23 protein-coding genes and 2 tRNA genes are annotated in these 25,015 nt (G+C 71.9%); 17 read left to right on the top strand and 8 right to left on the bottom strand.

Annotated features, from left to right (window positions below; genetic code table 11):
• Nucleotides 1–16: 16 nt before the first annotated feature.
• Nucleotides 17–111, bottom strand: a tRNA-Sec gene (locus ABZ215_RS06505).
• A gap of 66 nt (nucleotides 112–177) precedes the next feature.
• Here ABZ215_RS06505 and selD point away from each other — a divergent pair.
• The 3 genes from selD to ABZ215_RS06490 are packed head-to-tail and all read left to right on the top strand — an operon-like array spanning nucleotide 178 to nucleotide 3,766.
• Nucleotides 178–1,170, top strand: coding sequence for a selenide, water dikinase SelD (selD, locus tag ABZ215_RS06500; RefSeq protein ID WP_354948216.1), 993 nt, complete (start codon nucleotides 178–180; stop codon nucleotides 1,168–1,170).
• Nucleotides 1,171–1,185: 15 nt separating this feature from the next.
• Nucleotides 1,186–3,333 (top strand): P-loop NTPase fold protein, encoded by a 2,148-nt coding sequence (locus tag ABZ215_RS06495; RefSeq protein WP_354948215.1) that lies wholly within the window; start codon nucleotides 1,186–1,188, stop codon nucleotides 3,331–3,333.
• Between the two features lie 28 nt (nucleotides 3,334–3,361).
• A complete protein-coding gene (locus ABZ215_RS06490) occupies nucleotides 3,362–3,766 on the top strand; it encodes a CoA-binding protein (protein ID WP_020417021.1) in 405 nt (134 codons plus the stop codon).
• A 1-nt stretch (nucleotide 3,767) separates the two neighbouring features.
• Here ABZ215_RS06490 and ABZ215_RS06485 read toward each other — a convergent pair whose 3' ends face one another.
• Nucleotides 3,768–4,544 carry an SDR family NAD(P)-dependent oxidoreductase gene (locus tag ABZ215_RS06485; RefSeq protein WP_354948214.1) on the bottom strand — a complete coding sequence of 259 codons (777 nt, stop codon included), beginning with the start codon at nucleotides 4,542–4,544 and terminating at the stop codon, nucleotides 3,768–3,770.
• Between the two features lie 108 nt (nucleotides 4,545–4,652).
• On the opposite strand from ABZ215_RS06485, the gene ABZ215_RS06480 reads away from it, so the two are divergent.
• The 5 genes from ABZ215_RS06480 to ABZ215_RS06460 all read left to right on the top strand — a co-directional run bounded on the left by ABZ215_RS06480 (nucleotide 4,653) and on the right by ABZ215_RS06460 (nucleotide 9,823).
• The gene (locus ABZ215_RS06480) at nucleotides 4,653–5,771 is read left to right on the top strand and encodes a helix-turn-helix domain-containing protein (protein WP_354948212.1); all 1,119 of its coding nucleotides are present in this window, start codon (nucleotides 4,653–4,655) and stop codon (nucleotides 5,769–5,771) included.
• 119 nt (nucleotides 5,772–5,890) lie between these two features.
• Nucleotides 5,891–7,186 carry an MFS transporter gene (locus ABZ215_RS06475; RefSeq protein ID WP_020417024.1) on the top strand — a complete coding sequence of 432 codons (1,296 nt, stop codon included), beginning with the start codon at nucleotides 5,891–5,893 and terminating at the stop codon, nucleotides 7,184–7,186.
• A 75-nt stretch (nucleotides 7,187–7,261) separates the two neighbouring features.
• Nucleotides 7,262–8,170 carry an endonuclease/exonuclease/phosphatase family protein gene (locus ABZ215_RS06470; protein ID WP_051123487.1) on the top strand — a complete coding sequence of 303 codons (909 nt, stop codon included), beginning with the start codon at nucleotides 7,262–7,264 and terminating at the stop codon, nucleotides 8,168–8,170.
• A gap of 97 nt (nucleotides 8,171–8,267) precedes the next feature.
• Nucleotides 8,268–8,612 carry a YciI family protein gene (locus ABZ215_RS06465; RefSeq protein ID WP_020417026.1) on the top strand — a complete coding sequence of 115 codons (345 nt, stop codon included), beginning with the start codon at nucleotides 8,268–8,270 and terminating at the stop codon, nucleotides 8,610–8,612.
• Nucleotides 8,613–8,614: 2 nt separating this feature from the next.
• Entirely contained in the window at nucleotides 8,615–9,823 is a 1,209-nt protein-coding gene (locus ABZ215_RS06460) for a DUF6596 domain-containing protein (protein WP_354948208.1), read from the top strand.
• A gap of 13 nt (nucleotides 9,824–9,836) precedes the next feature.
• Here ABZ215_RS06460 and ABZ215_RS06455 read toward each other — a convergent pair whose 3' ends face one another.
• From ABZ215_RS06455 to ABZ215_RS06445, 3 genes are all read right to left on the bottom strand, one after another.
• Nucleotides 9,837–10,274 carry an ester cyclase gene (locus ABZ215_RS06455; RefSeq protein ID WP_020417028.1) on the bottom strand — a complete coding sequence of 146 codons (438 nt, stop codon included), beginning with the start codon at nucleotides 10,272–10,274 and terminating at the stop codon, nucleotides 9,837–9,839.
• A 113-nt stretch (nucleotides 10,275–10,387) separates the two neighbouring features.
• Nucleotides 10,388–11,197: a PrsW family glutamic-type intramembrane protease gene (locus tag ABZ215_RS06450; protein ID WP_354712437.1), complete on the bottom strand. Its 810-nt coding sequence runs from the start codon at nucleotides 11,195–11,197 to the stop codon at nucleotides 10,388–10,390.
• Nucleotides 11,198–11,257: 60 nt separating this feature from the next.
• Entirely contained in the window at nucleotides 11,258–11,941 is a 684-nt protein-coding gene (locus tag ABZ215_RS06445; protein ID WP_354948206.1) for a hypothetical protein, read from the bottom strand.
• Between the two features lie 294 nt (nucleotides 11,942–12,235).
• Between ABZ215_RS06445 and ABZ215_RS06440 the strand changes: the two genes are divergently transcribed.
• Complete coding sequence (locus ABZ215_RS06440) at nucleotides 12,236–12,676, top strand: CBS domain-containing protein (RefSeq protein ID WP_354948204.1); 441 nt, start codon at nucleotides 12,236–12,238, stop codon at nucleotides 12,674–12,676.
• A gap of 10 nt (nucleotides 12,677–12,686) precedes the next feature.
• Nucleotides 12,687–13,976 (top strand): ArsB/NhaD family transporter, encoded by a 1,290-nt coding sequence (locus tag ABZ215_RS06435; protein ID WP_354948202.1) that lies wholly within the window; start codon nucleotides 12,687–12,689, stop codon nucleotides 13,974–13,976.
• A 261-nt stretch (nucleotides 13,977–14,237) separates the two neighbouring features.
• Here ABZ215_RS06435 and ABZ215_RS06430 read toward each other — a convergent pair.
• A tRNA-Thr gene (locus tag ABZ215_RS06430) sits at nucleotides 14,238–14,310 on the bottom strand.
• Between the two features lie 150 nt (nucleotides 14,311–14,460).
• Between ABZ215_RS06430 and ABZ215_RS06425 the strand changes: the two genes are divergently transcribed.
• From ABZ215_RS06425 to otsB, 3 genes are all read left to right on the top strand, one after another.
• On the top strand, nucleotides 14,461–15,981 hold the full coding sequence (locus ABZ215_RS06425; RefSeq protein ID WP_020417034.1) for a threonine/serine exporter family protein: 1,521 nt from the start codon (nucleotides 14,461–14,463) through the stop codon (nucleotides 15,979–15,981).
• A gap of 82 nt (nucleotides 15,982–16,063) precedes the next feature.
• The gene (locus ABZ215_RS06420) at nucleotides 16,064–17,506 is read left to right on the top strand and encodes a trehalose-6-phosphate synthase (RefSeq protein ID WP_017985373.1); all 1,443 of its coding nucleotides are present in this window, start codon (nucleotides 16,064–16,066) and stop codon (nucleotides 17,504–17,506) included.
• 47 nt (nucleotides 17,507–17,553) lie between these two features.
• Entirely contained in the window at nucleotides 17,554–20,085 is a 2,532-nt protein-coding gene (gene otsB / locus ABZ215_RS06415; protein ID WP_237336414.1) for a trehalose-phosphatase, read from the top strand.
• Nucleotides 20,086–20,200: 115 nt separating this feature from the next.
• Here otsB and radA read toward each other — a convergent pair whose 3' ends face one another.
• Complete coding sequence (radA, locus tag ABZ215_RS06410) at nucleotides 20,201–21,559, bottom strand: DNA repair protein RadA (protein WP_237336412.1); 1,359 nt, start codon at nucleotides 21,557–21,559, stop codon at nucleotides 20,201–20,203.
• A 33-nt stretch (nucleotides 21,560–21,592) separates the two neighbouring features.
• Entirely contained in the window at nucleotides 21,593–22,252 is a 660-nt protein-coding gene (locus ABZ215_RS06405) for a hypothetical protein (protein WP_354948200.1), read from the bottom strand.
• 325 nt (nucleotides 22,253–22,577) lie between these two features.
• Here ABZ215_RS06405 and ABZ215_RS06400 point away from each other — a divergent pair, with 325 nt between their 5' ends.
• The 4 genes from ABZ215_RS06400 (at nucleotide 22,578) to ABZ215_RS06385 (ending at nucleotide 24,995) form a co-directional block, all read left to right on the top strand.
• Nucleotides 22,578–23,069 (top strand): CarD family transcriptional regulator, encoded by a 492-nt coding sequence (locus ABZ215_RS06400; RefSeq protein WP_020417039.1) that lies wholly within the window; start codon nucleotides 22,578–22,580, stop codon nucleotides 23,067–23,069.
• A gap of 98 nt (nucleotides 23,070–23,167) precedes the next feature.
• Entirely contained in the window at nucleotides 23,168–23,803 is a 636-nt protein-coding gene (locus tag ABZ215_RS06395) for a 2-C-methyl-D-erythritol 4-phosphate cytidylyltransferase (protein ID WP_354948198.1), read from the top strand.
• A complete protein-coding gene (ispF, locus tag ABZ215_RS06390; protein ID WP_020417041.1) occupies nucleotides 23,800–24,267 on the top strand; it encodes a 2-C-methyl-D-erythritol 2,4-cyclodiphosphate synthase in 468 nt (155 codons plus the stop codon). The genes ABZ215_RS06395 and ispF overlap by 4 nt, the downstream gene beginning before the upstream one ends.
• 41 nt (nucleotides 24,268–24,308) lie before the next feature.
• A complete protein-coding gene (locus ABZ215_RS06385) occupies nucleotides 24,309–24,995 on the top strand; it encodes an HAD family hydrolase (RefSeq protein WP_027935721.1) in 687 nt (228 codons plus the stop codon).
• The last annotated feature ends 20 nt before the right edge of the window (nucleotides 24,996–25,015 follow it).

The raw sequence follows: 25,015 nt of genomic DNA, 5'->3' as shown, positions 1-25,015 counted from the left end.
CTCGCTCCTCCCTGGGTGGCGGAGGCGGACGGGAATCGAACCCGCCGGCGACAGCGGCTGCCGCCCAACGGTTTTGAAGACCGCGCCGGTCACCAGACCGGATACGCCTCCTCGGGGGACACCCCATGATCGCAACTTCACGCGGCCCGCGCAGCACGAACGCGGCACGATGTGGGCATGGGCCATCGACTGACGCAGTACGCGCACGGCGGCGGGTGCGCGTGCAAGATCCCGCCGGGCGAGCTGGAGGACGTGGTGCGCGGGCTGGTCGGCAGGCAGCCCGCCGATCCGGCAGGCGAACTGCTGGTCGGCCTGGACGACGGCGACGACGCGGCCGCGGTGCGGATCTCCGGCGGGCTCGCGTTGATCGCCACCACGGACTTCTTCACGCCCGTCGTCGACGACGCCTACGACTGGGGGCGCATCGCGGCGGCCAACGCGTTGTCCGACGTCTACGCGATGGGCGGCCGCCCGGTGGTGGCGGTGAACCTGCTCGGCTGGCCGCGGGAGGTGCTGCCCTTCGAGCTGGCGGCGGAGGCGCTGCGCGGCGGGGCGGACATCTGCGCCGACGCGGGGTGCCACCTCGCGGGCGGGCACAGCGTGGACGACCCGGAGCCGAAGTACGGGCTCGCGGTCACCGGCGTCGGCGATCCGGACCGCCTGCTGCGCAACGATTCCGCCCGGCCGGGGATGGCGTTGTCGCTGACCAAGCCGCTCGGCATCGGGGTGCTGAACTCGCGGCACAAGGCGACCGGGGAGCGCTTTCCGGAGGCGATCGAGGTGATGACCACGCTGAACGCCCCGGCCGCCAGTGCCGCGCTGGACGCCGGCATCACCGCGGCCACCGACGTGACCGGCTTCGGCCTGCTCGGGCACCTGTACAAGATGGCGCGCGCCAGCGGGGTGACGGCCGTCGTGAACTCCGCCGCGGTGTCCTATGTGGACGGCGCACGGGCGGCGCTGGCCGAGGGCTACGTCAGCGGCGGCACGCGGCGCAACCTCGACTGGGTGCGGCCGCACACCGACCTGTCCGCGGTGGCCGAGGAGGAGGCCCTGCTCCTGGCCGACGCCCAGACCTCGGGCGGCCTCCTGCTGGCAGGCGAGATCCCGGGCGCCCCGGTGATCGGCGAGTTCGTCCCGCGCGGGGAGCACGTCGTGGTGGTGCGCTGATCTAACCTGATCGCCATGGGGGACGACGAGCTGATCGCGGGCGTCCTGTTCGGTGACGACGCGCGCGACCTGCTCGCCAAGGAGCGGATCCCGCTGCGCGAGGCGCACGAGGAGTTGTCCGCGGACCCGGAGCTGCGCGAACGGCTGACCACCGGGCGCGACACCTTCCTGCGCGACCCCGCCTTCGAGGGCGTGATCACGTCGAGGCTGCCCGGGCACCGGCTCGTCGACCTCCGGCTCGCCGCCGCCTTCGCCGTCGTGTTCGGCTACCACCTGCTGCTGGTCCGGGCGTGGCCGCAGCTGCCGTGGGGGTTCGCCGCGTTCGCGGTGGCCGCCTACCTCGCCGTGCTCGCGATCGCCTGCCGCATCGGGTACCGCTGGATCGCGCCGCTGCGGGGGCTGGTCCGCCGCGTCGGTGCGTTGCCTGTCGAGGATCTGTGGCGCGTGTACGCGGTCGAGCAGATCGTGTGGCCGGCGCTGGTCCGCTACGTCGAGGAGAAGCGGACTCCGCCGGACAGCACCGAGTTCACCTACCGCGCGGTCGACGGCCTCTACCGCGAATCCCCCTCCGCGACGCCGGTCATCACGGGCGCCGCGGAGCGTCTGCGCACCGCCGTCGCGCGGTCGGAGACCGGGGCGATCGCGCTCGCCGGGCACCGCGGGGTCGGCAAGACCACCGCGATCCGGTTCGTGGCAGGCGGGGTGCTCGGTGATCCGGACCGGCCGCCGCTCGCCGTGGTCGCGTCCGCGCCCGCCCGCTACGACGCCCGCGACTTCGTCCTCTACCTGCACGCCCTGCTGTGCAAGGAGGTCATCACCCGCACCCACGGCGCCGGGCAGCCACAGCGGTGGGCGACGTTCGCCCGCCTGGCGGCGCCGGTCCGGCGACGTGAACGGGCCGCGCACGTGGTCCGCTCCCTGCTGGCCCACCTCGTCGCGATCGCGGTGCCGGTGCTGCTCGGCGCGTGGGCGTGGGGACGGCCGCCGCTGGAGTTCGTCACCGATCCGCCGCCGCTGTTCCGCGACCTGACCGGCTGGCGGATCGCGGTCCTGGTGCTCGCCGCGCTCGTCGCGCTGGCCGTCGTCGCCGACCTGAGCGCGTTCGCCTGGCGGGCGGCGCGCGGGCTGCGTCCGGTGCGGCCGGCCGACCCGCGCCTGCGTGAGCTGCGCGCGGTCGCCGGGCAGCAATTGCGGCGCATCCGGTTCCTGCAGACCTACACCACCGGCTGGTCCGGCAAGCTCACCCTGCCGCTGAAGAGCGAGGCCGGGTGGACCCGCTCCACGCAGAGCGCCGAACAGCAGCTCAGCTACCCCGAGGTCGTCGACGAGTTCCGCGCCTTCGCCGAGCACGCGGCGGAGGTGCTGCGGGCCACCGGCGTGACCGAGCGGGTGGTCATCGCGATCGACGAGCTGGACAAGATCGCCGAGCCGGAGAAGGCGCAGGAGCTGATCAACGACATCAAGGGCGTCTTCGACGTGCCCGGGTGCCTGTTCCTGGTGTCGGTGTCGGACGACGCGATCGTCTCCTTCGAGCGCCGTGGCATCCCGGCGCGCGACGCGTTCGACAGCGCCTTCTCCGAGATGGTGCGGCTGGACAACTTCACCCCGGACGACACGCGGAACTGGATCAGCCGCCGCGTGCTCGGGCTGCCGGAGCAGTTCGTCTGCCTGTGCCACTGCCTGTCCGGCGGCCTGCCCCGTGACCTGCGGCGCACGGTCGTCGAACTGCTCGACGTGCCTGCCGGCCAGCCGCTGAGCGCGGTCGTCGAGGTGCTGGTCCGGCGCGAGCTGGACCGCAAGGCGCACGCCTTCACCGGGGCCGCGCGCGGCATCGAGCCCTCGCCGGAGCGGTCCGGGCTCATCGCGGACCTGGTGTCGATCCCGACCGTGCGCGGGCCCGGGGAGCTGCGCGCGCTGGCGACGAAGATCGACTCGGGCGACGGGCTCGCCGCGCTGCGCACGCAGGCCGCCGCGTACCTGCTGTTCAGCGCGACGATCCTGGAGGTGTTCACCGACGACCTCACCCGCGACCGGCTCTACGGCGTGCCCGGCGGCGAGCCGCAGCTGCTCGCGCTGGCCCGGCAGCAGATGGCGTTCGACCCGCGGGTGTCGATGGACCTGCTCGCCTCCTTCCGCGCCGCCCGCGGGCTCGCCGTGGAATAGCGCCTGTTCGGCGGCGGTTTCCACGTATATGGCCGACCTTGCCGAAGAAGTCCTGAAAGCCGCGAACACCATCGCCGTGGTGGGCCTGAGCCGTGACCCGGCGAAGGCCGCGCACTCGGTTCCGGCCGCGATGCAGGCCGCCGGGTTCCGGGTGATCCCGGTGCACCCCTCTGCCGACGAGCTCCTCGGCGAGAAGGTCTACCGGAGCCTCGCCGACATCCCCGAGCCGGTGGACATCGTCGACGTCTTCCGCCCGGCGCGCGAGGCGCCGGGGGTGGCGGAGCAGGCCGTCGCGATCGGGGCGAAGACGTTGTGGCTGCAGCAGGGCATCGTCTCGGCGGAGGCCCGGCGCATCGCCGAGTCCGGCGGGCTGAACTACGTCGAGGACCGGTGCATCGCGGTCGTCCGCGCCCTCGCCCGGATCCGGAAGTGAGTCAGGCGCAGCGCGCGGTGAGCCCGCCGTCGACCGGCAGGCAGACCCCGTTGACGTAGGCCGCCTCGTCCGAGGCCAGGAACACCGCCGCCGCGGCCACGTCCCACGGGCTGCCCATCCGCCCCGTCGGGCTGGCCGCGTGCCGCCGCGCCAGCTCACCGGGATCGGCCGCGATGCCGCGTGTCACCAGCGGCGTCTCGATCAGCCCCGGCAGGATTGCGTTGACCCGGATCCCGGCATCCGCGTACCGCAGCGCCAGCGCGACCGTCAGCTGGTTCACCGCCGCCTTCGCCGCGCTGTAGGCCGGGTAGACGTAACCGGTGTCGCGGATCGCGGCGATCGACGAGACGTTCACGATCGCGCCGCCGCCTGCCGCGAGCATCCGCGGCACCACGTGTTTGCAGGTCAGGAACACCGGCCGCAGGTTCACCGCGAGCGCGGCGTCCCACTCCGCCAGTGAAAGGTCCGCCACGTCCCCGACCCGCGTCGCGCCGACGTTGTTGTGCAGCACCGACGGCGGCCCCAGCTCGGACGCGGCCTCGACCGCCGCGGCGACCTGCGCTTCGTCCGTGACGTCCGCGGTCAGCGCCAGGGCGTCACCGCCCGCCGCCGTGATCTCCGCGGCCGTGCGCGTCGCCTCCGCGGCCCGGATGTCGATCGCCGCGACCCGCGCCCCCTCCCGCGCGAAGGCGAGCGCGGCCGCCTTGCCGTTGCTCATCCCGTCACCGCTGGAGCCCGCGCCGAAGACGAGCGCCACCTTGCCGGCCAGTCTCCCCATGCCCCGCAGTATCGGCACGCCACCGGCCTGCCCGGAACCGACGGACGTCGAAGACCGCGCGGCGGCCGTTCCGAAAACCGGAGGAACGGCCTGGTGGATCATGGGTCCATGGTCGGGAGCGAACTGCAGCGGAGGGTCGACGCGCTCGCGGAGGATCTCGGCCGGTCGGTGGCGATCAACGACCCGTCGGTCCGGCTGCTGTGCGCGAGCAGGCACTTCGGCGACGAGGACGCCGTGCGGGTGCGGGCGATGCTGCAGCGCAGCGCGGGCAGCGAGGCGATCGGCCACATCCTCGCCCAGGGCGTGACCCGGTGGACCGGCCCCGGCGTCATCCCGCCCCGGCCCGACCTGGACATGCTCGCCCGCGTGAGCATGCCGTTGCGCTGGCGCGGCACCCTCCTCGGCCTGCTGATGGTGATCGACCCGGACGGCACCCTCACCGCCGCCGACCTGGACGCGATCAAGACCGCCGCCGAGCCCATGGCCGCCCTGCTCTACCGGGACTTCCTGGTCGCCGACTCCGAACGCGCGGCCCGCGAGGAGACCCTGCAACGGCTGCTCAGCGCAGACCCGGCCGAGCGCGCGGTCACGCACGACTTCCCGGACACGTCCACAGTCCTGATCGCCGAGGTCCTCTCCGGCGAAACCGCCCGGATCGAAGTGGCGCTGCGGACCGCGCTGGAGGCCGCCACCCGCGGCCGCGAACCGTCCTTCTACGTGCGCGGACGGCAGGGCGTGCTGCTCGGCGCCGCGGACGCCGCGGCGATCGTCAAGCAGGCCGAGGACGTCCTCGGCGCGGGCGCCCGCTGCGTGGCAGGCATCGGCACGTCCGCCGACGGCCAGGCGTGGGTCGCCCGGGACCGCGCCGCCGTCGCCGTCCGGGCCGCCGCGACGCTGCCCCGCTTCGACGGCATCGCGCACTGGAACGACCTCGGCGCCTACGGACTGCTCCTGCGCGTCCCCGCGCCGGCCAGGGCGCACCTGCCCGAGCCGCTGCTCGCGCTGGTCGCCAAGGACCCGGGCGGACGGCTCGTGGAAACCCTCGCCGCCTACCTCGACCACGCCGGATCGAGCCTGGACACGGCCGCCGCGCTGCACATCCACCGCACGTCGCTGTACTACCGGCTGCACCGGATCGAGGAGATCACCGGACTCGACCTCGCCGACGGCGAGCACCGGCTCACCCTGCACCTCGGCCTGAAACTGCTCCCCCTGGTGCGCGACTGACCTGCCCGTTTCGACAGGATGAGGAATCGCGGCCGGCAAAACCCGACCACCGTAGGTCGTCACCCGCCGGGGTTGCGCAGATACTCCCACCGGATCAACCGGCCCCGAAGGAGCAGCCGATGAGTACCGCCGCGCAGACGTCCGCCGCCCCGGTGTCGGCCTCGCGGATCGCGATCGCCAGTTTCATCGGCACGGCCATCGAGTTCTACGACTTCTACCTCTACGGCACGGCCGCGGCGCTGGTGTTCGGGCACCAGTTCTTCCCGACGTTCTCCCCGCTGGCCGGCACGCTGGCCGCGTTCGCGACCTTCGGGGTCGGGTTCGTCGCGCGGCCGGTCGGCGCGGTGGTGTTCGGGCACTTCGGCGACCGGATCGGGCGCAAGGCGATGCTCGTCGCGTCGCTGCTGGTCATGGGCACCGGCACGGTCGCGATCGGCGCGCTGCCCACCTACAGCGCGATCGGCATCGGCGCGCCGATCCTGCTCGTGCTGTGCCGGTTCCTGCAGGGCTTCGGGCTCGGCGGCGAGTGGGGCGGCGCGGTGCTGCTGGCCACCGAGTACGCGCCACGCAACCGGCGCGGCCTGTGGTCGAGCTTCCCGCAGATGGGACCCGCGATCGGGTTCATCATCGCGGGCGGCGCGTTCCTGGTGCTTGGCGGCACGATGTCGCAGGAGTCCTTCGACGACTGGGGCTGGCGGATCCCGTTCCTGGCCAGCTCGCTGCTGATCGTCATCGGCTACTACATCCGGATGAAGATCGCCGAGACGCCGGTGTTCGAGCGCGCGATGGCCGAGCACGACAAGGCGAAGGTGCCGATCGTCGAGGTCCTGCAGCGGCAGCCGAAGACCCTGTTCCTCAGCACGTGCGCGTTCATCCTGGCGCACACGCTCTTCTACACGATCACCACGTTCTCGCTGTCCTACGGCACCACGGTGCTCAAGCTGGACAAGAACATGCTGCTGATCTGCGCCATGATCAGCGCGCTCGTGATGGGCCTGGCGACCCCGCTGCTCGCGACGTGGTCGGACCGGGTCGGCCGCCGCCGGGTGTGCCTCGGCGCCGCGGTGCTCGCGGTGGCTTGGGCGTTCCCGCTGTTCGCGCTGATCAACACGGGCAACCCGGTGCTGATCGCGCTCGCGATGGCGGTCGGGATGATCGCGTTCGCCGCGCTGTTCGCGCCGATGGGCGCGTTCCTGCCGGAGCTGTTCGCGACCCGCTACCGCTACACCGGCGCGTCGATCGCGTACAACGCCAGCGGCGTGATCGGCGGTGGGGTGAGCCCCATCCTGGCCACGCAACTCATCGCCGCGACGGGTTCGTCCCTGCCGGTTTCCGGGTACGTCGCGGGGATAGCGGTGATTTGCGCGGTGTGCGTCTGGTTCCTGCGCGAGACCCGGGGCAACGAACTCGAGTGAGATCGACGCGCGTTGTTCGCCCGGGCGTCGCCTGACGGTCGGCACCGCCACACGCGGAACGGACAAAGTGCGCACATGTCTGACATCACTCGAAGGGGTGCACTCGGCCTCGCCGGCGCGGGTGCGGTGACGTTGATGACCGCGAGCGGGGCGCAGGCCCGGCCCGGGGACGACGCGGTGATCGGCCGCGCCGCCGGCGACACGCTGCACGTGACCACGTTCAACATCCGCCTGGACACCAAGGCCGCGCCGGGCACGCCGGACTCGTGGACCGACCGGCGGCCGGTGCTCGCGCGGTTCCTGGAGATCGAGCAGCCCACCGTGCTGGGCATCCAGGAGGGCCTGTACCACCAGGTCAAGGAGATCGCGGCGGACCTGCCCAAGCACTACGAGTGGATCGGCCTCGGCCGCGAGGGCGGCGGGCGCGGCGAGTTCATGGCGATCTACTACGACACGCGCCGCGTCGAACCGCTCGACTTCGACCACTTCTGGCTGTCCGACACGCCGTACGTGATCGGGTCGAAGTCGTGGGGCAACAACGTCGTGCGGATGGTCACCTGGGTGCGCTTCCGCGATGCCCGCACCGGCAAGGAGTTCGTGCACGTCAACACCCACTTCGACCACCAGTCGGAGAACGCGCGGCAGCGCAGCGCGGGCTTGGTGCGCGACCGGATCGCCGGCTTCGACCCGGCGCTGCCGGTGGTGCTGACCGGCGACTTCAACACCCCGGCCGACTCGGTGTCGTACCGGACGCTGATCGAGGGCGGGCTGTCCGACACCTGGCGCACGGCGGCGAAGCAGCTCACGCCGGAGTGGGGCACGTTCCCGAACTACCGCGACCCGGTGCTGGGCGCGAACCGGATCGACTGGGTGCTGGCGAACTCGCGGGTGTCGGTCCTGGCTGCGGCGATCAACACGTTCCGCGTGGACGGCCGCTACCCGTCCGACCACGTGCCGGTGCAGGCGCTGGTGCGGCTGAGCTGAAAAAAAGTCCGGCCCGGTGTCCCGCGCGGTGGGAGGCTGTTCGTCCTTATCGTGAACACCGGCGACCGGCGCCGGTGCCCACACGGAGGAGCAGCCAATGCCCACCTATGCCGCCCTGCTGTACGCCGCGGACGTCGACTGGTCGCAGCCCGAGTACGCGGAGACGATCAAGGAGTACCGGGAGTTCGGCGAAGCCGCCGCCGCCGTCATCAGGGGCGGGAAGGCGCTGTACCCGACCTCGACCGCGACCACCGTGCGGGTGTCCGGCGGGAAGGGCGGCGAAATCCTGACCAGCGACGGCCCCTACGTCGAGACCAAGGAGGCCCTGACCGGCTTCTACCTGCTCGAGTGCGCCGACCTCGACGAGGCGGTGAAGCTCGCCGCGCAGCTCCCGGCCGCCTGGGACGGCGTCGTCGAGGTCCGCCCGGTGATCGAGTTCTGACCGTGGAGGCCGGTGACGCGGTCGCGCGGCTGGTGCGGGACGAGGGGACCCGCGTGCTGGCCACGCTGATCCGCGTCACCGGCAGCGTCGGCCTCGCCGAGGACGCGGTCCAGGACGCCGTCGTGCGGGCGCTGGAGACCTGGCCACGCGACGGCGTGCCGGACAACCCGCGTGGCTGGCTGCTGGTCACCGCGAAGCGGCGGGCCGTGGACCTGTTCCGCCGCGAGGCCGCGCGATCCGGGAAGGAGGCGGCGGCGATGCCGTTCGTCGAACCGGAGCCGGCCGAGGTGGTCGCGGACGACCTGTTGCGCCTCGTGTTCACCTGCTGCCACCCGGCGTTGTCGCTGGAGGCTCAGGTGGCGCTCGCCTTGCGGACGCTCGGCGGGTTGTCGACCGCCGAGGTCGCGCGGGCGCTGCTGGTGCCCGAGGCGACGATGGCGAAGCGCCTGACGCGGGCGAAGCAGAAGATCGCGCGGGCGCGGATCCCGTACCGAGTGCCGGAGGCGGCTGAGCTGCCGGACCGGCTGACGGCGGTCGCCGCGACGGTGTACCTGATCTTCAACGAGGGTTACGCCGCCGCGGCGGGCGCCGACCTGGTGCGCGCCGAGCTGACCGCGGAGGCGATCCGGCTCGCGCGGCTGCTGGCTTCGCGGATGCCCGACGAGCCGACGGTGCTGGGGCTGCTCGCGTTGCTGGTGCTGCAGAACTCCCGACGCGACGCGCGGGTGGACGCCGACGGGGTGCCGGTGCTCCTGCCGGACCAGGACCGGTCGCGGTGGGACCGCTCCGCGATCAAGGAGGGTGTGTCGCTGGTGGGCCGCGGCCTGCGGCGCGCGGTGGAACCGGACCGGTACGTCGTCCAGGCCGCGATCGCCGCCTGCCACGCGCTGGCGCCGTCCTACGCCGAGACGGACTGGGACGCCGTGATCTCCTGGTACGACGTGTTGCTGCGCATCTCCGACACGCCGGTGGTCCGCCTGAACCGCGCGGTGGCGGTGGCCGAGCGGGACGGCCCGGCGGCCGGCCTGGCGTTGGTGGACGCGATCCCCGGGCTGACTTCGTACCCGTGGTGGCACGCGGCCCGCGCCGAACTGCTGCACCGGCTGGGCGCGGCAGCCGAGGCGCGGACCGCGTACCGGCAGGCGCTGGCGCTCGGGATGAGCGAACCGCAGGCCGCCCACCTGCGCCTGCGCCTCGCCGAACTGGGCTGAGGCGCGCCGGATTTCAGCCGGCCGTCTCGCGGGGCGCCATCTCCGGGATGATGCCCAGCTGCTGCAACGCGCCGAGCATGTCGTAGTTGACCCACATCTCCACGATCCGGTCGTCGGCCCACTTGGCGCACATCATGCCGGTCATCACGTACGTCTTGCCGGTCGCGGGCAGGCCGCGGAACTCCGCCCGCGACGTGCCGCCCATGGTGAACCGGACCGCGCACAGGTCGCCGTCGACGAGCACGTCGTGGATGTCCATGTGCAGGTCCGGGTTGGCGGTGCGCAGGTCGCTGACCTGGCGCTGGAACCCGGCGACGCCGTCCACTTCGAAGGTCGGGTCGTGGAACGTGCAGTGCGGTGCGCACAGCTCTTCGCAGGCGTCGAGCTCGCCCTGGTTCCACATCAGGTCCAGCACCCGGCGCAACCGTTCGCGCCGCTCATCGGAAGTCATGAGGTGCCTCCTTCCGGCCGCGCCGGGGCGGGCGGCGCCCGCTGAGTACTGCCGCGGCCGCGACCCGCAGTGGACACCCGGCGCGCGCGGCGCGGCCAGAGGCTTAGGGCTCTTTATCGCGCGGCGCGGACGCGGCGGCCGTAGGGCGAGCGGTGGTGGCCGATGCGGTGCACGGCCAGCGCGAGCAGCCCGAGACTGAGGGCGGCGAGCACGACGTAGCTGAGCGTCGTGCCGATCCCGTCCCACGCGGCGTGCAGCGCCACGGCGACCACGAACGTCACGGCGAAGCGGCCCATCCAGCGGGACCGCCCGCGGTGCCGGACCGCCGCCCACAACGCGGCGGCGGTCAGCCCCGTCCAGGCCATGTGCGTGGCCGGGCTGAGCACGCCGCGGATCAGCAGCGTCTGGTCGACGGCGCTGATCTCGCCCTGGGACTTGAGGAACGCGACGAGGGCGTAGCCCATCGTTTCGAGCGCCGCGAAGCCCGCCCCGGACGCGACGCCGAGCAGCAGCCCGGTCGCCGCGCGGCGGTCGCGGACGACCACGAGGACGACGGCGGGCGCGATGAGCTTCGCGGTCTCCTCGATGACGCCGACGCCGGCCATCTGGAAGGGACCGAGGTCCTTGAGAACGTCGTACTCGAGCGCCCCGGCCGTGACGACGCCGACCACACCGCCCACGATGGCGACGAGCCCGACGAGCACCGGATCGACCCCGAAGGAGAGCCGCCGCCCCCACACGAAGGTGACGAAGGTGGCCGGCCCGACGACGGCGCCGAGCAGGATCAGGGAGGGCACCAAGTTGGGGTTCTCGGTGTCCAGCAGAACCCGCCGGACGAGCTCGAACAACCCGAGCCCCACGACGAGCACGAGCACCCACGCCCACCGCCAGGACACCTTCCAAGTCGCGGTCCGCGTCCGCATGGCACCTCCGCTAAGCCCGGTGACCAGAAATCGGCCCGACGCCAGGCGGCGTTACCCCGCTCAGGCGCGCGGCAGGTGGACGGCCACCTCGGCCAGCGCGTCCAGCACGGCATCGCTGACCTGCCCGGTCGCCCGTTCACTCTCGGCGATGACGACGGTGTTGCCCGCCAACCGGGAGTCGAAGTGGTGCGCCGTGAACCGCACGTCGGCCATCTGGATCAGCGAGGCCGCCAGCGGCGTGATGTCACCGTTGCCGTGGATCTTCTCCAGGCGCTCGAAGTCGCGCGCTTGGCCACGAGAGCGGAAACTCACCCAGACGACGGACACCAGCGCGGTGTTCCCGTTGCCGTCACCGATCGCGAGCAATTGACGGTCCAGCGAAGTGCACGGCGTGCGCAGGAAGAATTCGCGGATTTCGCCGTGCGAATGAATCAGGCACGAGGCATCCCGCTTCGCGGTTTTCCGCATGCCGCGCAGTCCCAGACGCTGCCACGCCTCATCCGGACGTCCTCGGCCTGCGGAACGCTTGCTGTCGGCCTTCCGGCTGTTCAGGCCACGTCCAGCCACCGCGTTCGCGCCCGAGTCCGCGACCGCGCCCTCGATCGCGGCACTGCCACCCAGGCTGACCGTCCCGCTGGTCACGCCGACCACGCCGGCCAGTGCGGCCGCAGCCACGACCCGGCCGGTCTTCTTACCGGGACCGGGGTCGGAACCACCGCCCTTACCGCCGATTCTTCTGCCCACGGAAAACCTCCCCGCCGGACTTTATGTCCAGGAGCGCGGCCGCGATTCCGCCGAATGAGCGATTGGCAATAGGTATTCCGATACCCGCGTAATTCCATTCACCGTCGAGGCCGCCCGGCTTGCCGCGGTCGCCTCCGTGCGGCATCTTTACGGTCGGCGCGCCGGGAAGTCTGGTCGGCACACCCGTCCTGAGCAGGGCCGGGCGAACGGTCGACGGCAGGAGTGGCGCGGTGGTGCTCGTCAGGATCCCGGCAAGAACCGGTGACCGCGGCGAGATCGTCGTACGCTGCGGGCATGCGCGCGTCGGAGATGGCCGAGGACTTCCCGGTCATCGCGTCGGATTCGGACGCTCTCGAAGCGGCCCGCCTGCTGGCCGCGAACCGGCTGCCCGGCCTGGTCGTCACCGATCCGCGCGGCCGTCCGGTGGCGGTCCTGCCCGCGTCGCAGGTGGTGCGGTTGCTGGTGCCGCACTACGTCCAGGACGACCCGTCGCTCGCGGGGGTGCTGTCGGAGTCGATGGCCGACCGGGTGGCGGAGAAGCTGCACGGCAAGACCGTCCGGGCCCTGCTGCCCGAGGACCGGCCGGAGCTGCCCGTGGTCAAGGCCGACGACACGATCGTGGAGGTCGCCGCGGCGATGGCGCGGTTGCGCTGTCCCCTGGTGGCGGTGGTGGACGGCGACGGGCTCACCGGGGTGATCACCGCATCGCGGCTGCTGGAGCTGGCGCTGCGGTAGGCGGTGCGCGGTGACCGTGCTCGCGATCGTCGTGTTCGCGGTCGCCTACCTGCTGATCGCGACCGACCGCGTCCCGAAGGCGGCCGCGGCGCTGGGTGGCGCCGGGATCGTGCTCGCGGCGGGCGTGGTCGGTTCGGACGAGGCGTTCTACTCGCACGACACCGGCATCGACTGGGACGTCGTGTTCCTGCTGCTCGGCATGATGATCATCGTCGGGATCCTGCGCCGCACCGGTGTCTTCGAGTTCACCGCGATCTGGGCGGCCAAGCGTGCGAAGGGCTCGCCGCTGCGGGTGATGGTCCTGCTGGTCCTGCTGACGGCGACGGCGTCGGCGTTCCTGGACAACGTCACCACGGTCCTGCTGATCGCACCGGTGACGCTGCTGGTGTGCGACCGGCTCGGGATCAGCCCGGTGCCGTTCCTGATCGCCGAGGTGTTCGCGTCGAACATCGGCGGCACCGCGACGCTGATCGGCGATCCCCCGAACATCATCATCGGCAGCCGCGCCGGCCTGACGTTCAACGACTTCCTCGTGCACCTGGCGCCGATCGTGGTCGTCGAGGTCGCCGTGTTCGCGCTGGTGCTGCGCTGGCTGTTCCGCGGCGCGTTCGACGCGGACCCGGCGCGCATCGCCGAGGTGATGACCCTCGACGAGCGCGAAGCCATCCGCGACAAGCGGTTGCTGGTGAAGTGCGGCGTCGTGCTGGCGCTCGTGTTCACCGGGTTCATCGGGCATTCGGTGTTCCACCTGGACCCGTCAGTCGTGGCGCTGCTCGGCGCCGGGGTCCTCGTGCTCGTCTCGGGCACGCGGCCGCGGGACTACCTGGCCGCGGTCGAATGGGAGACGCTGCTGTTCTTCGCGGGCCTGTTCATCATGATCGGCGCGCTCGTGCACACCGGAGTGATCGGCCGCCTGGCGCGACTCGCGGCGGACGCGACCGGCGGGAACGCGCTGCTGGCCGTGATGCTGATCCTGGTGGTCTCCGCGGTGCTCTCCGGTTTCATCGACAACATCCCCTACGTGGCGACGATGAGCCCGCTCGTGGCAGGCCTCGTGGCGGACCTGCCGGACCCCGGGCAGGCCCAGGCGCTGTGGTGGGCGCTGGCCCTGGGAGCCGACTTCGGCGGAAACCTCACGGCGATCGGCGCCAGCGCGAACGTGGTGATGCTGGGAATCGCCGCGCGCGCCGGCACACCGATCTCGTTCTGGGAATTCACCCGGAAAGGCGCGGTGGTCACTTTGATGACCGTCACGCTGGCGGCGCCGTACCTGTGGCTGAGGTACTTCGTGCTGGCGTGAAACGGGTGCAATGCCCACACGGAGCCGTCGCAGAAACCGGAACGAAGCGTGAGCAACGCCAAGTGAAGAACGTGCTCGATCGGACTGTCCAATCCCCCGTTCTCGGCGAGCTGCGGGCTGGTTTCCACACACTCGGCGAGATCGGGGACATCGACAAGGTCGCGGGCCAGATGGACGACGATCTGAACCCAGCCGGACACGCGAGAGGCGGCGGACCGCCGGGTGTTTCCCACCACAGGGAACACCCCGGCCCACGCGAAGAGCCGACTAGGGGGCTCGAACCCCTGACCTGCTGTTTACAAGACAGCTGCTCTACCAGCTGAGCTAAGTCGGCCTGGTCGGGGTCATCCTAGCAACCGCTGCCGGGCCCTCCGGATTCGTGGATGATCGGCGAAGTGGCGCACGCCACGGTTGCCCCTTTGCAACGACCGGCGTGATCCAGGCGATGGGCACCCGGGAGGCCAATCAAGGAGGTGACGGCCGTATGAACAGCACCCAGCGCGTCCGGGGCCCGGTGACCCGCAGGCGCGGCTGGCACATCCTCGAAGCGCCGGAGGACCCGGGCGTCGAGAAGGCGAACCGGCGGCGGCGGGCGACCGAGCCGCGTCGCCGGGCCTGGCACATCCTGGAAGCGCCGACCGGCGAGCAGCCGGCGCCTGACGCGACCACCGAACTCGGTCCCGCCCTGCCGGACGAGGCGACGGTCAACTTCGTCCTCGACCTGGTCCTCCGGGTCGGCGAGGTGCAGATGGCCAGCGGCGCCGGCGCCTCCGACGTGACCGCCACCATCCTCTCCCTCACCGCGGCCTTCGGTCTCCCGCACTGCGAGGTGGACGTCATCTTCACGTCCATCACCGTCACCTGTCACCGGGGCACCGACGCGAACCCGATCACGGCCCTGCGCGTCGTCCGCTCGCGCAGCCTCGACTACACCCGCCTGTCGCAGACGGAGATGCTGGTCCAGCAGATCCTGCGCGGCAACCTCAGCGCGGAAGAGGCCTACACCGAGCTGCACAAGATCACCACCGCGCCGCACCCGTACCCGCGCTGGTTCGCCACGCTGGCCTGGGGCGGCATGGCCTTCTTCATCACCCTGCTGCTCAGCGGCACCCTGGACGTCGCGGTCGGCGCGCTGATCATCTCCGCCCTCATCGACCGGCTCGGGCGCCTCCTCAACCGCGTCGCGCTGCCGTTCTTCTTCCAGCAGGCCGTGGGCGGGCTGGTCGCGACGGGGCTGGCCACCTTTGCCGTCAACACCGGCCTCGTCCCGACCCGGTTCTCCACGCTGGTCGCCGCCGCGGCGATCACCGTGCTCCTCTCCGGTCTGTCCACCGTGTCCGCGGTGCAGGACGCCATCACCGGCTACAACGTCACCGCCGCGGGCCGCACGATGGAAACGATCCTCATGTCCGCGGGCCTGATCACCGGCGTCGCCCTCGCGCTGAACATCGCGAAGGCGCTCGGCTTCACCCCGGCCGAACCGGTGCTGCCCGCGCAGACGGCCGACAGCCTGCTGGTGATCGTGCCCGCGGGCGCGGCCGCGGCCGCCTGCTTCGCCGTCGCCTCCTACTCGACGTTGCGGTCGATGCTCGTGGCCGCCGCCGCGGGCGCGATCGGCGCCGGTGTCTACGGCGCGCTGGTGATCGTCGGCCGGTTCGACGTCATCACCTCCTCCGCCGTCGCGGCCGTCGTGATCGGGTTCTCCGGCGGCGTTCTGGCCCGCCGCCTGAAGGTGACGCCGCTGGTCGTGGCGGTGTCGGGAATCACGCCCCTGCTGCCCGGTCTGTCGACGTACCGTGGCCTTTATGAGCTGGCCACGCAGAGCAACGGCAACCTCTCCACGCTGATCAAAGCCGCGGCGATCGGGCTTGCGCTGGCCGCGGGCGTGGTACTCGGGGAGTACCTCGCGCAGCCGGTCCGGACCGGTCTCGGCCGGCTCGAACGGAAGCTCGCCGGCCCCCGGATGGCGGGTCCGCTGCGGACGACCGATCGGCGACTGGAGTAGCCGCTGGTGGGCCACCGCGCGGTGGATCTTGGTTCGCCGTCGCGAGATAGTGTTCGAGCGGACGACAAGGGAGCATGGCCACGTGAGCGAACCAGGGATCGGCACGGCTTCGGCGGACTTCGTCGTGGTCGCCAACCGGCTGCCCGTCGACCTCGAACGGACGGCCGACGGCAACCAGCGCTGGACCGCGAGTCCGGGCGGCTTGGTGTCGGCGCTGGAGCCGTTCCTGCGTTCGCGCAAGGGCGCCTGGGTGGGCTGGCCGGGCGTGCCGGGTGTCGACGTCGACCCGTTCAGCGACGAGGGCATGGTCCTCTACCCCGTCTCCCTGTCCACCGAAGAGGTCCGCGACTACTACGAGGGCTTCTCCAACGCCACGCTGTGGCCGCTCTACCACGACGTGGTCGCGCCGCCGGTGTTCGACCGCGGCTGGTGGGAGAGCTACGTCCAGGTCAACCGCCGCTTCGCCGAGGCCAGCGCGCAGGTCTCGGCCGAGGGCGCCACCGTGTGGGTGCAGGACTACCAGCTGCAGCTGGTGCCGAGCATGCTCCGCGAGCTGCGCCCCGACCTGCGCATCGGCTTCTTCCTGCACATCCCGTTCCCGCCGGTCGAGCTGTTCATGCAGCTGCCGTGGCGCGCGGAAATCGTGCGCGGCCTGATCGGCGCCGACCTGGTCGGGTTCCACCGGCCCGGCGGCGCGCAGAACTTCCTGTGGCTGGCCCGCACGCTGCTCGGGCTGGAGCCCAGCCGCGGCGCGGTCGGCGTGCGGTCCCGGCCGGGCATGATGCAGGTCGGCAACCGCACGGTCCGGGTCGGCGCGTTCCCGATCTCGATCGACGCGGCCGGCCTGGACACCCTCGCCCGCACCAAGGAGGTCGCGGAGCGGGCCGCGCAGATCCGCCGCGACCTGGGCAACCCGAAGACCGTCCTGCTCGGGGTCGACCGCCTGGACTACACCAAGGGCATCGACCTGCGGCTGCAGGCGCTGCACGAGCTGCTCCAGGAGGGCCGGGTCCAGCCCGAGGACGTCACCTTCGTCCAGCTGGCCACCCCGAGCCGGGAACGCGTCGAGCACTACCAGCGGATGCGCACCGAGATCGAGCAGATGGTGGGCCGCATCAACGGCGAGTTCGCCCGCGTCGGTCACCCGGTGGTGCACTACCTGCACCAGTCGGTCGACCGCAAGGAGCTGGCCGCGTTCTACAGTGCGGCCGACGTCATGGTCGTCACCCCACTACGCGATGGGATGAATCTCGTCTGCAAGGAGTACGTCGCGTGCCGTCACGATCTCGGCGGCTCGCTCGTGCTGTCCGAGTTCGCCGGCGCCGCCGCCGAGCTGACCAGCGCTTTTCTCGTCAACCCGCATGATCTCGACGGGGTTAAGAACGCGTTGGAGGCGGCCATTACGCTCGACCCTGCCGAGGGCAGACGCCGGATGCGCGCGTTGCGGCGTCAGGTCCTCACCCACGACGTCGACAGGTGGGCACGGTCGTTCCTCGAGGCACTCGGGTCCGAACCGGCCGCCTGAGTGGCCCACCTGCAGCAACAAGCTTTTGAGCTCCTTAAGGAGGAGTGGTGACCGCCGAGTCCCTGCCCGCTGAGCTGCGCCGTGCGATCGTGCAGATCGCTCGCACGCCGCGATTGCTGGTCGCTTGCGACTACGACGGGACCTTGGCTCCGATCGTGACCAACCCGGACGAGGCGCGCCCGCTGCCCGAGTCGGTGGGCGCGCTGCGCTCGCTGGCCGGGCTGCACGAGACGACCACCGCGGTCATCTCCGGCCGCGCGCTGCGCGACCTCGCCATCCTGTCGCGACTGCCGCACGAGGTGCACCTGGTCGGCAGCCACGGTTCCGAATTCGACATCGGCTTCGTGCACGAGCTCGACGCCCAGGCCCGCGACCTGCACCGCAGGGTCGAGCAGGAGCTGGAGCGCATCGCCGGTGACGTGCCGGGCGTGAGCCTGGAGGTCAAGCCGGCCAGCATCGCCGTGCACGTCCGCCGCGCCGACCGCGAGGCCGCCCGCCGCGTGCTCGACGAGGTCCACAGTGGACCGTGCACGTGGGAGGGCGTGACGACCACCGACGGCAAGGAGGTCGTCGAGCTCGCCGTCGTGCAGACCGACAAGGGCCGCGCGCTGGACACCCTGCGCCACCAGGTCGGCGCCACCGCGGCGATCTTCCTCGGTGACGACGTCACCGACGAGAAGGCGTTCGCGCGGCTGTCCGGCCCCGACGTCGGCGTCAAGGTCGGCGACGGGGAGACCCTGGCCGCCTACCGCGTGCCCGGCACCGAGGACGTCGCCACGGTCTTGGCGTTCATGCTGGAGGAGCGCCGCAACTGGCTCTACGGCGAGCAGGCGCCGCCGATCGAGCGGCTGTCGATGCTGTCCAACGAGCGCGCGGTCGCCCTGGTCACGCCGGACGCCCGGCTGACCTGGATGTGCCACCCCGGCCCGGACGCGCCCGCGGTGTTCGCCGACCTGCTCGGCGGCACCAGTGCGGGCCACTTCTCGATCAAGCCGCACCACAACGGCCTGCCGCTGGGCCAGCGGTACCTGCCGAACACGATGACGGTGGAGACCCGCTGGTCGCGGCTGCTGGTGACGGACTACCTGGAGCCGGAGGGCCCGCCGCACCGCACCGACCTGGTGCGCGTGGTCTCCGGGACCGCCGCCGCGTCCGTGGTGTTCGCGCCGCGGCCGGAGTTCGGCGGTGTCCCGGTCCGGCTGGTGCCCGACCCCGAGGGCCTGCGCGTGCTGGGCACGTCGGAGCCGATCGTGCTGCGCTCGCCGGGCGTGGCGTGGGAGATCACCTCCGACGGCCTGCACGACACCGCGACCGCGCTGGTCCAGCCCACCCAGGACGAGCCGGTCGTGCTCGAACTGCGCTGCGGCACCACGGACCTGACCGCGCACGAACTGTCCGAACCGGAGCGGCGGGCCCGGGCGGGCGCCTACTGGAGCGACTGGGCGACCACGCTGAAGCTGCCGAACGTGGAGCCGGAGCTGGTCGCGCGCTCGGCGCTGACGCTGCGCGGGCTGTGCAACGCCGACACCGGCGCGGTGCTCGCGGCGGCCACGACGTCGCTGCCGGAGGAGATCGGCGGCGTGCGGAACTGGGACTACCGCTACTGCTGGATCCGCGACGCGGCGTTCACCGTGCGCGAGCTGGTCGGGCTGGGCTCGCTGGCCGAGGCCGAGGGCTACCTGCGGTGGCTGCACGGCGTGCTGTCGACGCTGGCCGGCCCGGAGCGGCTGCACCCGCTGTACACGATCAACGGCACCCAGCTGGGCGCCGAGGCCGTGATCGACTCGCTGCCCGGCTATGCGGGTTCGCGCCCGGTGCGCGTCGGCAACCTGGCGAACCACCAGGTGCAGCTGGACGTGTTCGGCCCGGTCGTCGAGCTGGTGGCCGAGCTGGCGCAGGTGCGCGGCGAGCTGCGGGACGAGGACTGGCAGCTGGTGCGCGCGATGGCCGAGGCCGTCACGCGGCGCTGGTCGGAGCCCGACCACGGCATCTGGGAGGAGCGGCACGTGCCGCGCCACCGGGTGTACTCGCGTGTCATGTGCTGGGTGACCGTCGACCGCGCCATCAAGCTCGGCGAGGTGTACGGGCGCGAGATCCCGGCCGGGTGGCACGACCTGCGCGAGGAGATCGCGACCGACGTGCTGACCCACGGCTGGAACGACGAGGTCCAGGCGTTCACCACGGCCTACGACGGCACCGACCTGGACGCGGCTTCGCTGTTCGTCGGGCTGGCCGGGCTGATCGACCCGTCGGACGAGCGGTTCCAGCACACGGTGACCGCGATCGAGGCCGAGCTGCGCAGCGGTTCCACGGTGTACCGCTACCGCCGCGACGACGGCCTGCCCGGCGGCGAGGGCGGGTTCCACCTGTGCGCCGCGTGGCTGATCGAGGCGTACCTGCTGACCGGCCGCCGCACCGAGGCGGAGGAGCTGTTCGAGCAGCTGGTCGACGCGGCAGGCCCGACGGGTCTGCTGCCCGAGCAGTACGACCCGGTGGCGGAGCGCTCGCTGGGCAACCACCCGCAGGCGTACTCGCACCTCGGGCTGATCCGCTGCGCCAAGCTGCTGTCCGGCGCGTAGGTCACGGTTCGGACGAAGGCCCCCTCCGGCTGCCGGAGGGGGCCTTCTCTCTTGCCGAGGGTCCTGGTGCGGCGGGGCCGCAGATGATTCCGGCGCCGACGCCGCGCGGGCTCCGTCAGGCGTAGTTGGCCGCGTGCAGGGCCGCCGCCACCGAGTCGACCTCCAGCACCCGTATCCCGTCCGGCAGCTTGCCCGGGTCGGGCGGCACCAGCGCGTGCGTGAACCCCATCCGGGCGGCTTCCGCCAGCCGCCGCCCGGCGCCGGTCACCCGGCGGACCTCCCCGGCGAGCCCGACCTCGCCGACGACCACCAGCCGCGGCGACAACGCGACGTCCCGCACCGACGACCACAGCGCCAGCAACACGGACAGGTCGACGGCGGGCTCGGTGACCTTCATCCCGCCGACCGTCGCCGAGTAGACGTCCCGGTCGCCCAGCTTGATCCCGCCGCGCTTCTCCAGCACGGCGAGGATCATCGCCACCCGCGCGGAGTCCAGGCCGCTCACGGCCCGCCTGGGCTGCGGCGCGCCCGCGCTCGACACGAGCGCCTGCACCTCGCACAGCAGCGGCCGCTTGCCCTCGACCGTGACCGTCACCGCGGTGCCCGGCACCGCGTCCTCCCGCCGGTTCAGGAACAGCCCGGACGGGTCCGGCACCCCGACGATGCCGTCCTCACGCAGCTCGAAGCACCCGATCTCGTCCGCGGGCCCGAACCGGTTCTTCACCCCGCGCACCATCCGCAGCGTGGAGTGCCGGTCGCCCTCGAAGTGCAGCACCACGTCGACCAGGTGCTCCAGCACGCGCGGCCCGGCGACCGAGCCGTCCTTCGTGACGTGCCCCACGAGCACGACCGGCAGCCCGCGCTCCTTCGCCAGCGCCACCAGGCCGGCCGTGACCGCCCTGACCTGCGTGACACCGCCCGGCGCGCCCTCCACCTGCGGCGAGGCCATCGTCTGCACCGAGTCGACGATCAGCACACCCGGCTTGACCGCGTCGACGTGCCCGAGGATCGCCGAAAGATCGCTTTCCGCCGCCAGGAACACGCCCTCGTGCACGTTCTTCGTCCGCTCGGCGCGCAGCCGCACCTGCCCCGCGGACTCCTCGCCGGTGACGTACAGCGCGGGCCCGGACCCGCCGCGGGCCCACTGGTAGGCCACCTCGAGCAGGAGGGTGGACTTGCCCACGCCCGGCTCGCCGGCCAGCAGCACGACCGCGCCGGGCACCAGCCCGCCGCCGAGCACGCGGTCCAGCTCGCCGACGCCCGTGGTGCGGGCGCGAGCGGCCTCGATGTCGACCTGGCCGATCGGCCGCGCCGGGGCGCTGGGCGCGCCGGCCGCCACGCGGGCTATCGCCGGGCGCGCGTCACCGCGCTCCTCGATGGTTCCCCACGCCTGGCACTCCGGGCAGCGGCCGACCCACTTGGCGGTCTCGTACCCGCACTCACCGCAGCGGTAGCTGGTGCCCTTCTTGACCATGGTCGGTCACGCTAGCTGGCACCACCGACAGTTCTAGTGACCGCCGGCTTCCGCCTCGCCGGACGGCTGGCAGCTCAGCTCGACCGTGGGCGCCTGGATCGGCAGCTGCACGGTGACCGGGCCGGCGTCGCGGAAGGTGAAGGTGACCGGGATGGTCTGGCCGGGCCACACGACCTGCTTGATGCCCTGCAGGACGACCTCGGCGTGACCGATCCGGGTCGGCTGGCCGGTGGGGCCCGCGGTCGGCGACGCGGACGCCGACGAAGTGGGCGAGGTCTGGGTCGAGCTCGGCGCCGCGGAGCTGGACTCCGGCTGCTGCACGGACTCGCCCTCGTTGGCCGGGCCGATCAGGAGCTTGCTGCCCGCGACGATGGCCTTCTGGCCCTCGACGGTGGCGCTCGCCGCGTTCGCGCTGCTCACGGAGACCAGCTCGTCGTCGGCGGTGCCGTCGTTGGCGATCACCAGCGTCAGCGGGGCACTCGACCCGGTCGCGTAGGCCTGCTGGCAGTCGTTGCGGTTCACCAGGCCGGCGTCCCGCAGGACGAGCTTGCCTGCCTGGGCCATGGCGCCGTTGACCGCGGGCAGCATGGTGTTGGTCTGGGTGATCTGCCCGGCCCCGCACCCGGCCAGAGCCAGGGCGGCACCCACGGCGACCACGCTCGCGCCGACCACACGACGTTTCTGCAGCCTCACGGTCTCAGTCCCTCCTAAAGCCAGTGGCAGCCCGATCCTATCTGCGCCGCGAAGCGGCTCCGTTGAGGGTGGTGGTGGGCCGGCGGGAGGGGCCTAGCTATGGCCGGAAAGCCCGCCACCGAGGGTGCGCCGAGGGGGCCGGAAACCGTCCACAATGGATCAGACAATCAATGTCGACAGGGTTCCCCACCACCTGCATGAGCATGCACTTTATCGGTTTGTCAACCCCCCGGATGGCCCCTGACCTGCGACGACGATCTCGGCCCGCTAGGTGGGCCCCCTCGCCGCGTGCTAGGATGGAGGCAGCGAAAGGGGCAGAGGACACATGGTTTTCAAGGTCGGAGAGACCGTCGTCTACCCGCACCACGGTGCCGCACTCATCGAAGCGATCGAGACCCGCGTGATCAAGGGCGAGGAGAAGCAGTACCTCGTCCTCAAAGTCGCGCAAGGGGACCTCACGGTTCGCGTGCCCGCTGACAACGCCGAGATCGTCGGCGTGCGGGACGTCGTGGGCCAGGATGGTCTGAACCGGGTTTTCGACGTGCTGCGAGCGCCGCACACCGAGGAGCCCACGAACTGGTCTCGTCGGTACAAGGCCAACCTCGAGAAGCTCGCCTCGGGCGATGTGAACAAGGTGGCCGAAGTGGTGCGCGACCTCTGGCGGCGCGAGAAGGACCGCGGCCTGTCCGCCGGCGAGAAGCGCATGCTGGCCAAGGCGCGGCAGATACTGGTCAGTGAGCTCGCCCTGGCGGAGGGCACCGACGAGGGCAAGGCGGAGACGCTGCTCGACGAGGTCCTGGAGACAGCGGCCGTCTAGAGCACAGGCTGACCTCGCGAGATGAGCCGGGCAGACGTGCTCATCTACTGCGTGTGCCTCATGAGACACAGCTCGTCCCGCGAAGTGAGACCCCGGCGATGAAGGTCGCGGCAGTCCTCATCGCCGACCCCGAGGGGCCGGACCCGTGCGCGCTCGTGCGCGGTGCGCCGCTGTTGCGGCACGCCGTGGACGGCCTGCTGGAGTCCGGATGCGCGGACCGCCTGGCGGTGGCGGTTCCCAAACCCGTGCTCGGGGATTGTGAATTGATCATACGGGCAGTACCCGGCGCCGGTTCCCGGTGCCGGGTACTGGCCTGTGGTCCTGAGCGCGCCGAATCCGTCCGGGCGGCCGTCGAGGCCACCGGGGAATCCGATGTCGTGCTCGTGCACGACATCGCGCGTCCGTTCGTGCCTCCCGCCACCGTCCGCGCGGTGGCCGAGGCGGTGTTCGCCGGGGCAGAGGCGATCATCCCGGTCCTACCCGTGACCGACACCGTCAAACTCGTTTCCGGCGACGTGATCGCCGCCACCTCGGACCGCGACCACCTGCGTGTCGTGCAGACCCCCGTCGGCTACCGCCCCGAAGTGCTCCGCGAGCTCTGCGCACGCGGCGCGGACCCGCTGTCGGACCTGCCCGGTAGCGTGCGCACCGTGGCCGGGCACCCCACCGCGCTCCGGCTCACCACGGCCTTCGACGTGGCCGTCGCGGAAGCACTACTCGAGGAGCAGGGTTGAGGGTCGGGACCGGGGTCGACGTCCATCCGATCGAGGCGGGCCGCGAGTGCTGGATCGCCGGGCTGCTGTGGGAGGGCGCCGACGGCTGCGCCGGCCACTCCGACGGCGACGTGGCCGCCCACGCGCTGTGCGACGCGATGCTGTCCGCCGCCGGGCTCGGCGACCTGGGCGCGGTGTTCGGCACCAGCGACCCCCGCTGGGCAGGCGCGCACGGCGCCGAGTTCGTGGCCGAGGCGCGTCGGCTCGTCGAGGCCCAAGGCTGGCGGCTGGGCAACGCGTCGGTGCAGGTCATCGGCAACGCGCCACGCATCGGCAAGCGGCGTGAAGAGGCCCAGGACGTCCTGAGCAAGGCCGCGGGCGGCGCGGTCAGCGTCAGCGGCACCACCACCGACGGGCTCGGCCTGACCGGCCGCGGCGAGGGCATCGCCGCGGTCGCCACCGCGCTGCTGCTGCCGGCGGAATAAGTCACACGAATCCCGAGGTCATCCCCGGTAGCCTGTGTTCTGTGACGATTCAGGCGGTGATGTTCGACTTCTCCGGCACCCTCTTCCGGCTCGAGCAGAACTCCAGCTGGCTGTCCGACCTCACGACCCCCGACGGCGCCCCGCTCGACGTCGAGGCGCAGACCGAGCTGATGCGCCGCATGACCGCCCCGACCGGGCAGGTCGTCGAGCTGTCCGAGGAGTACCAGCACGCGTGGGAGAACCGGGACCTCGACCCGGCGCTGCACCGCAAGATCTACCTCGAGGTGCTGCGCAAGTCCGGCGTCGCGCACGCCCACCAGGCCGAGGCGCTCTACAACCGCCTGATCGACCCTGCGGAGTGGACGCCGTACCCGGACACCGAGGCCGCGCTGAAGGACACCGCCGCCAAGGGCGTCAAGGTCGGCGTGCTGAGCAACATCGCCTTCGACATCCGGCCCGCGTTCGCGATGCGCGGCTACACCGACTTCGTCGACGAGTTCCTGCTCTCCTTCGAGGAGGGCTACATCAAGCCGCAGCCCGAGGTGTTCCGGCTGCTGATCGACAAGCTCGGGGTCGCGCCGGAGAACACGCTCATGGTCGGCGACAGCGAGGAGGCCGACGGCGGGGCGAAGGCGCTCGGCTGCGCGTTCGCCCTCGTCGACCCGCTGCCGACCGCCGAACGCCCGGACGGCCTGCTCACGGCCCTGCGCACGCACGGGGTGCTCTGAGCGGCGTCAAGGTGACCCGT

Origin of the sequence: Amycolatopsis sp. NPDC006131 (genome assembly GCF_040614175.1) — a bacterium.
Classification (GTDB): Bacteria; Actinomycetota; Actinomycetes; order Mycobacteriales; family Pseudonocardiaceae; genus Amycolatopsis_E; species Amycolatopsis_E tucumanensis.
Note: the sequence above shows the minus strand (reverse complement) of the source record. Positions and strands in the feature narration are given on the sequence as shown.

What these genes read in the sequence shown, in the direction of transcription:
- selD (WP_354948216.1), top strand. Translation starts at nt 178, where the DNA reads ATGGGCCATCGACTGACGCAGTACGCGCACGGCGGCGGGTGCGCGTGC.
- ABZ215_RS06495 (WP_354948215.1), top strand. Translation starts at nt 1,186, where the DNA reads ATGGGGGACGACGAGCTGATCGCGGGCGTCCTGTTCGGTGACGACGCG.
- ABZ215_RS06490 (WP_020417021.1), top strand. Translation starts at nt 3,362, where the DNA reads ATGGCCGACCTTGCCGAAGAAGTCCTGAAAGCCGCGAACACCATCGCC.
- ABZ215_RS06485 (WP_354948214.1), bottom strand. Translation starts at nt 4,544, where the DNA reads ATGGGGAGACTGGCCGGCAAGGTGGCGCTCGTCTTCGGCGCGGGCTCC.
- ABZ215_RS06480 (WP_354948212.1), top strand. Translation starts at nt 4,653, where the DNA reads ATGGTCGGGAGCGAACTGCAGCGGAGGGTCGACGCGCTCGCGGAGGAT.
- ABZ215_RS06475 (WP_020417024.1), top strand. Translation starts at nt 5,891, where the DNA reads ATGAGTACCGCCGCGCAGACGTCCGCCGCCCCGGTGTCGGCCTCGCGG.
- ABZ215_RS06470 (WP_051123487.1), top strand. Translation starts at nt 7,262, where the DNA reads ATGTCTGACATCACTCGAAGGGGTGCACTCGGCCTCGCCGGCGCGGGT.
- ABZ215_RS06465 (WP_020417026.1), top strand. Translation starts at nt 8,268, where the DNA reads ATGCCCACCTATGCCGCCCTGCTGTACGCCGCGGACGTCGACTGGTCG.
- ABZ215_RS06455 (WP_020417028.1), bottom strand. Translation starts at nt 10,274, where the DNA reads ATGACTTCCGATGAGCGGCGCGAACGGTTGCGCCGGGTGCTGGACCTG.
- ABZ215_RS06450 (WP_354712437.1), bottom strand. Translation starts at nt 11,197, where the DNA reads ATGCGGACGCGGACCGCGACTTGGAAGGTGTCCTGGCGGTGGGCGTGG.
- ABZ215_RS06440 (WP_354948204.1), top strand. Translation starts at nt 12,236, where the DNA reads ATGCGCGCGTCGGAGATGGCCGAGGACTTCCCGGTCATCGCGTCGGAT.
- ABZ215_RS06425 (WP_020417034.1), top strand. Translation starts at nt 14,461, where the DNA reads ATGAACAGCACCCAGCGCGTCCGGGGCCCGGTGACCCGCAGGCGCGGC.
- radA (WP_237336412.1), bottom strand. Translation starts at nt 21,559, where the DNA reads ATGGTCAAGAAGGGCACCAGCTACCGCTGCGGTGAGTGCGGGTACGAG.
- ABZ215_RS06400 (WP_020417039.1), top strand. Translation starts at nt 22,578, where the DNA reads ATGGTTTTCAAGGTCGGAGAGACCGTCGTCTACCCGCACCACGGTGCC.
- ABZ215_RS06395 (WP_354948198.1), top strand. Translation starts at nt 23,168, where the DNA reads ATGAAGGTCGCGGCAGTCCTCATCGCCGACCCCGAGGGGCCGGACCCG.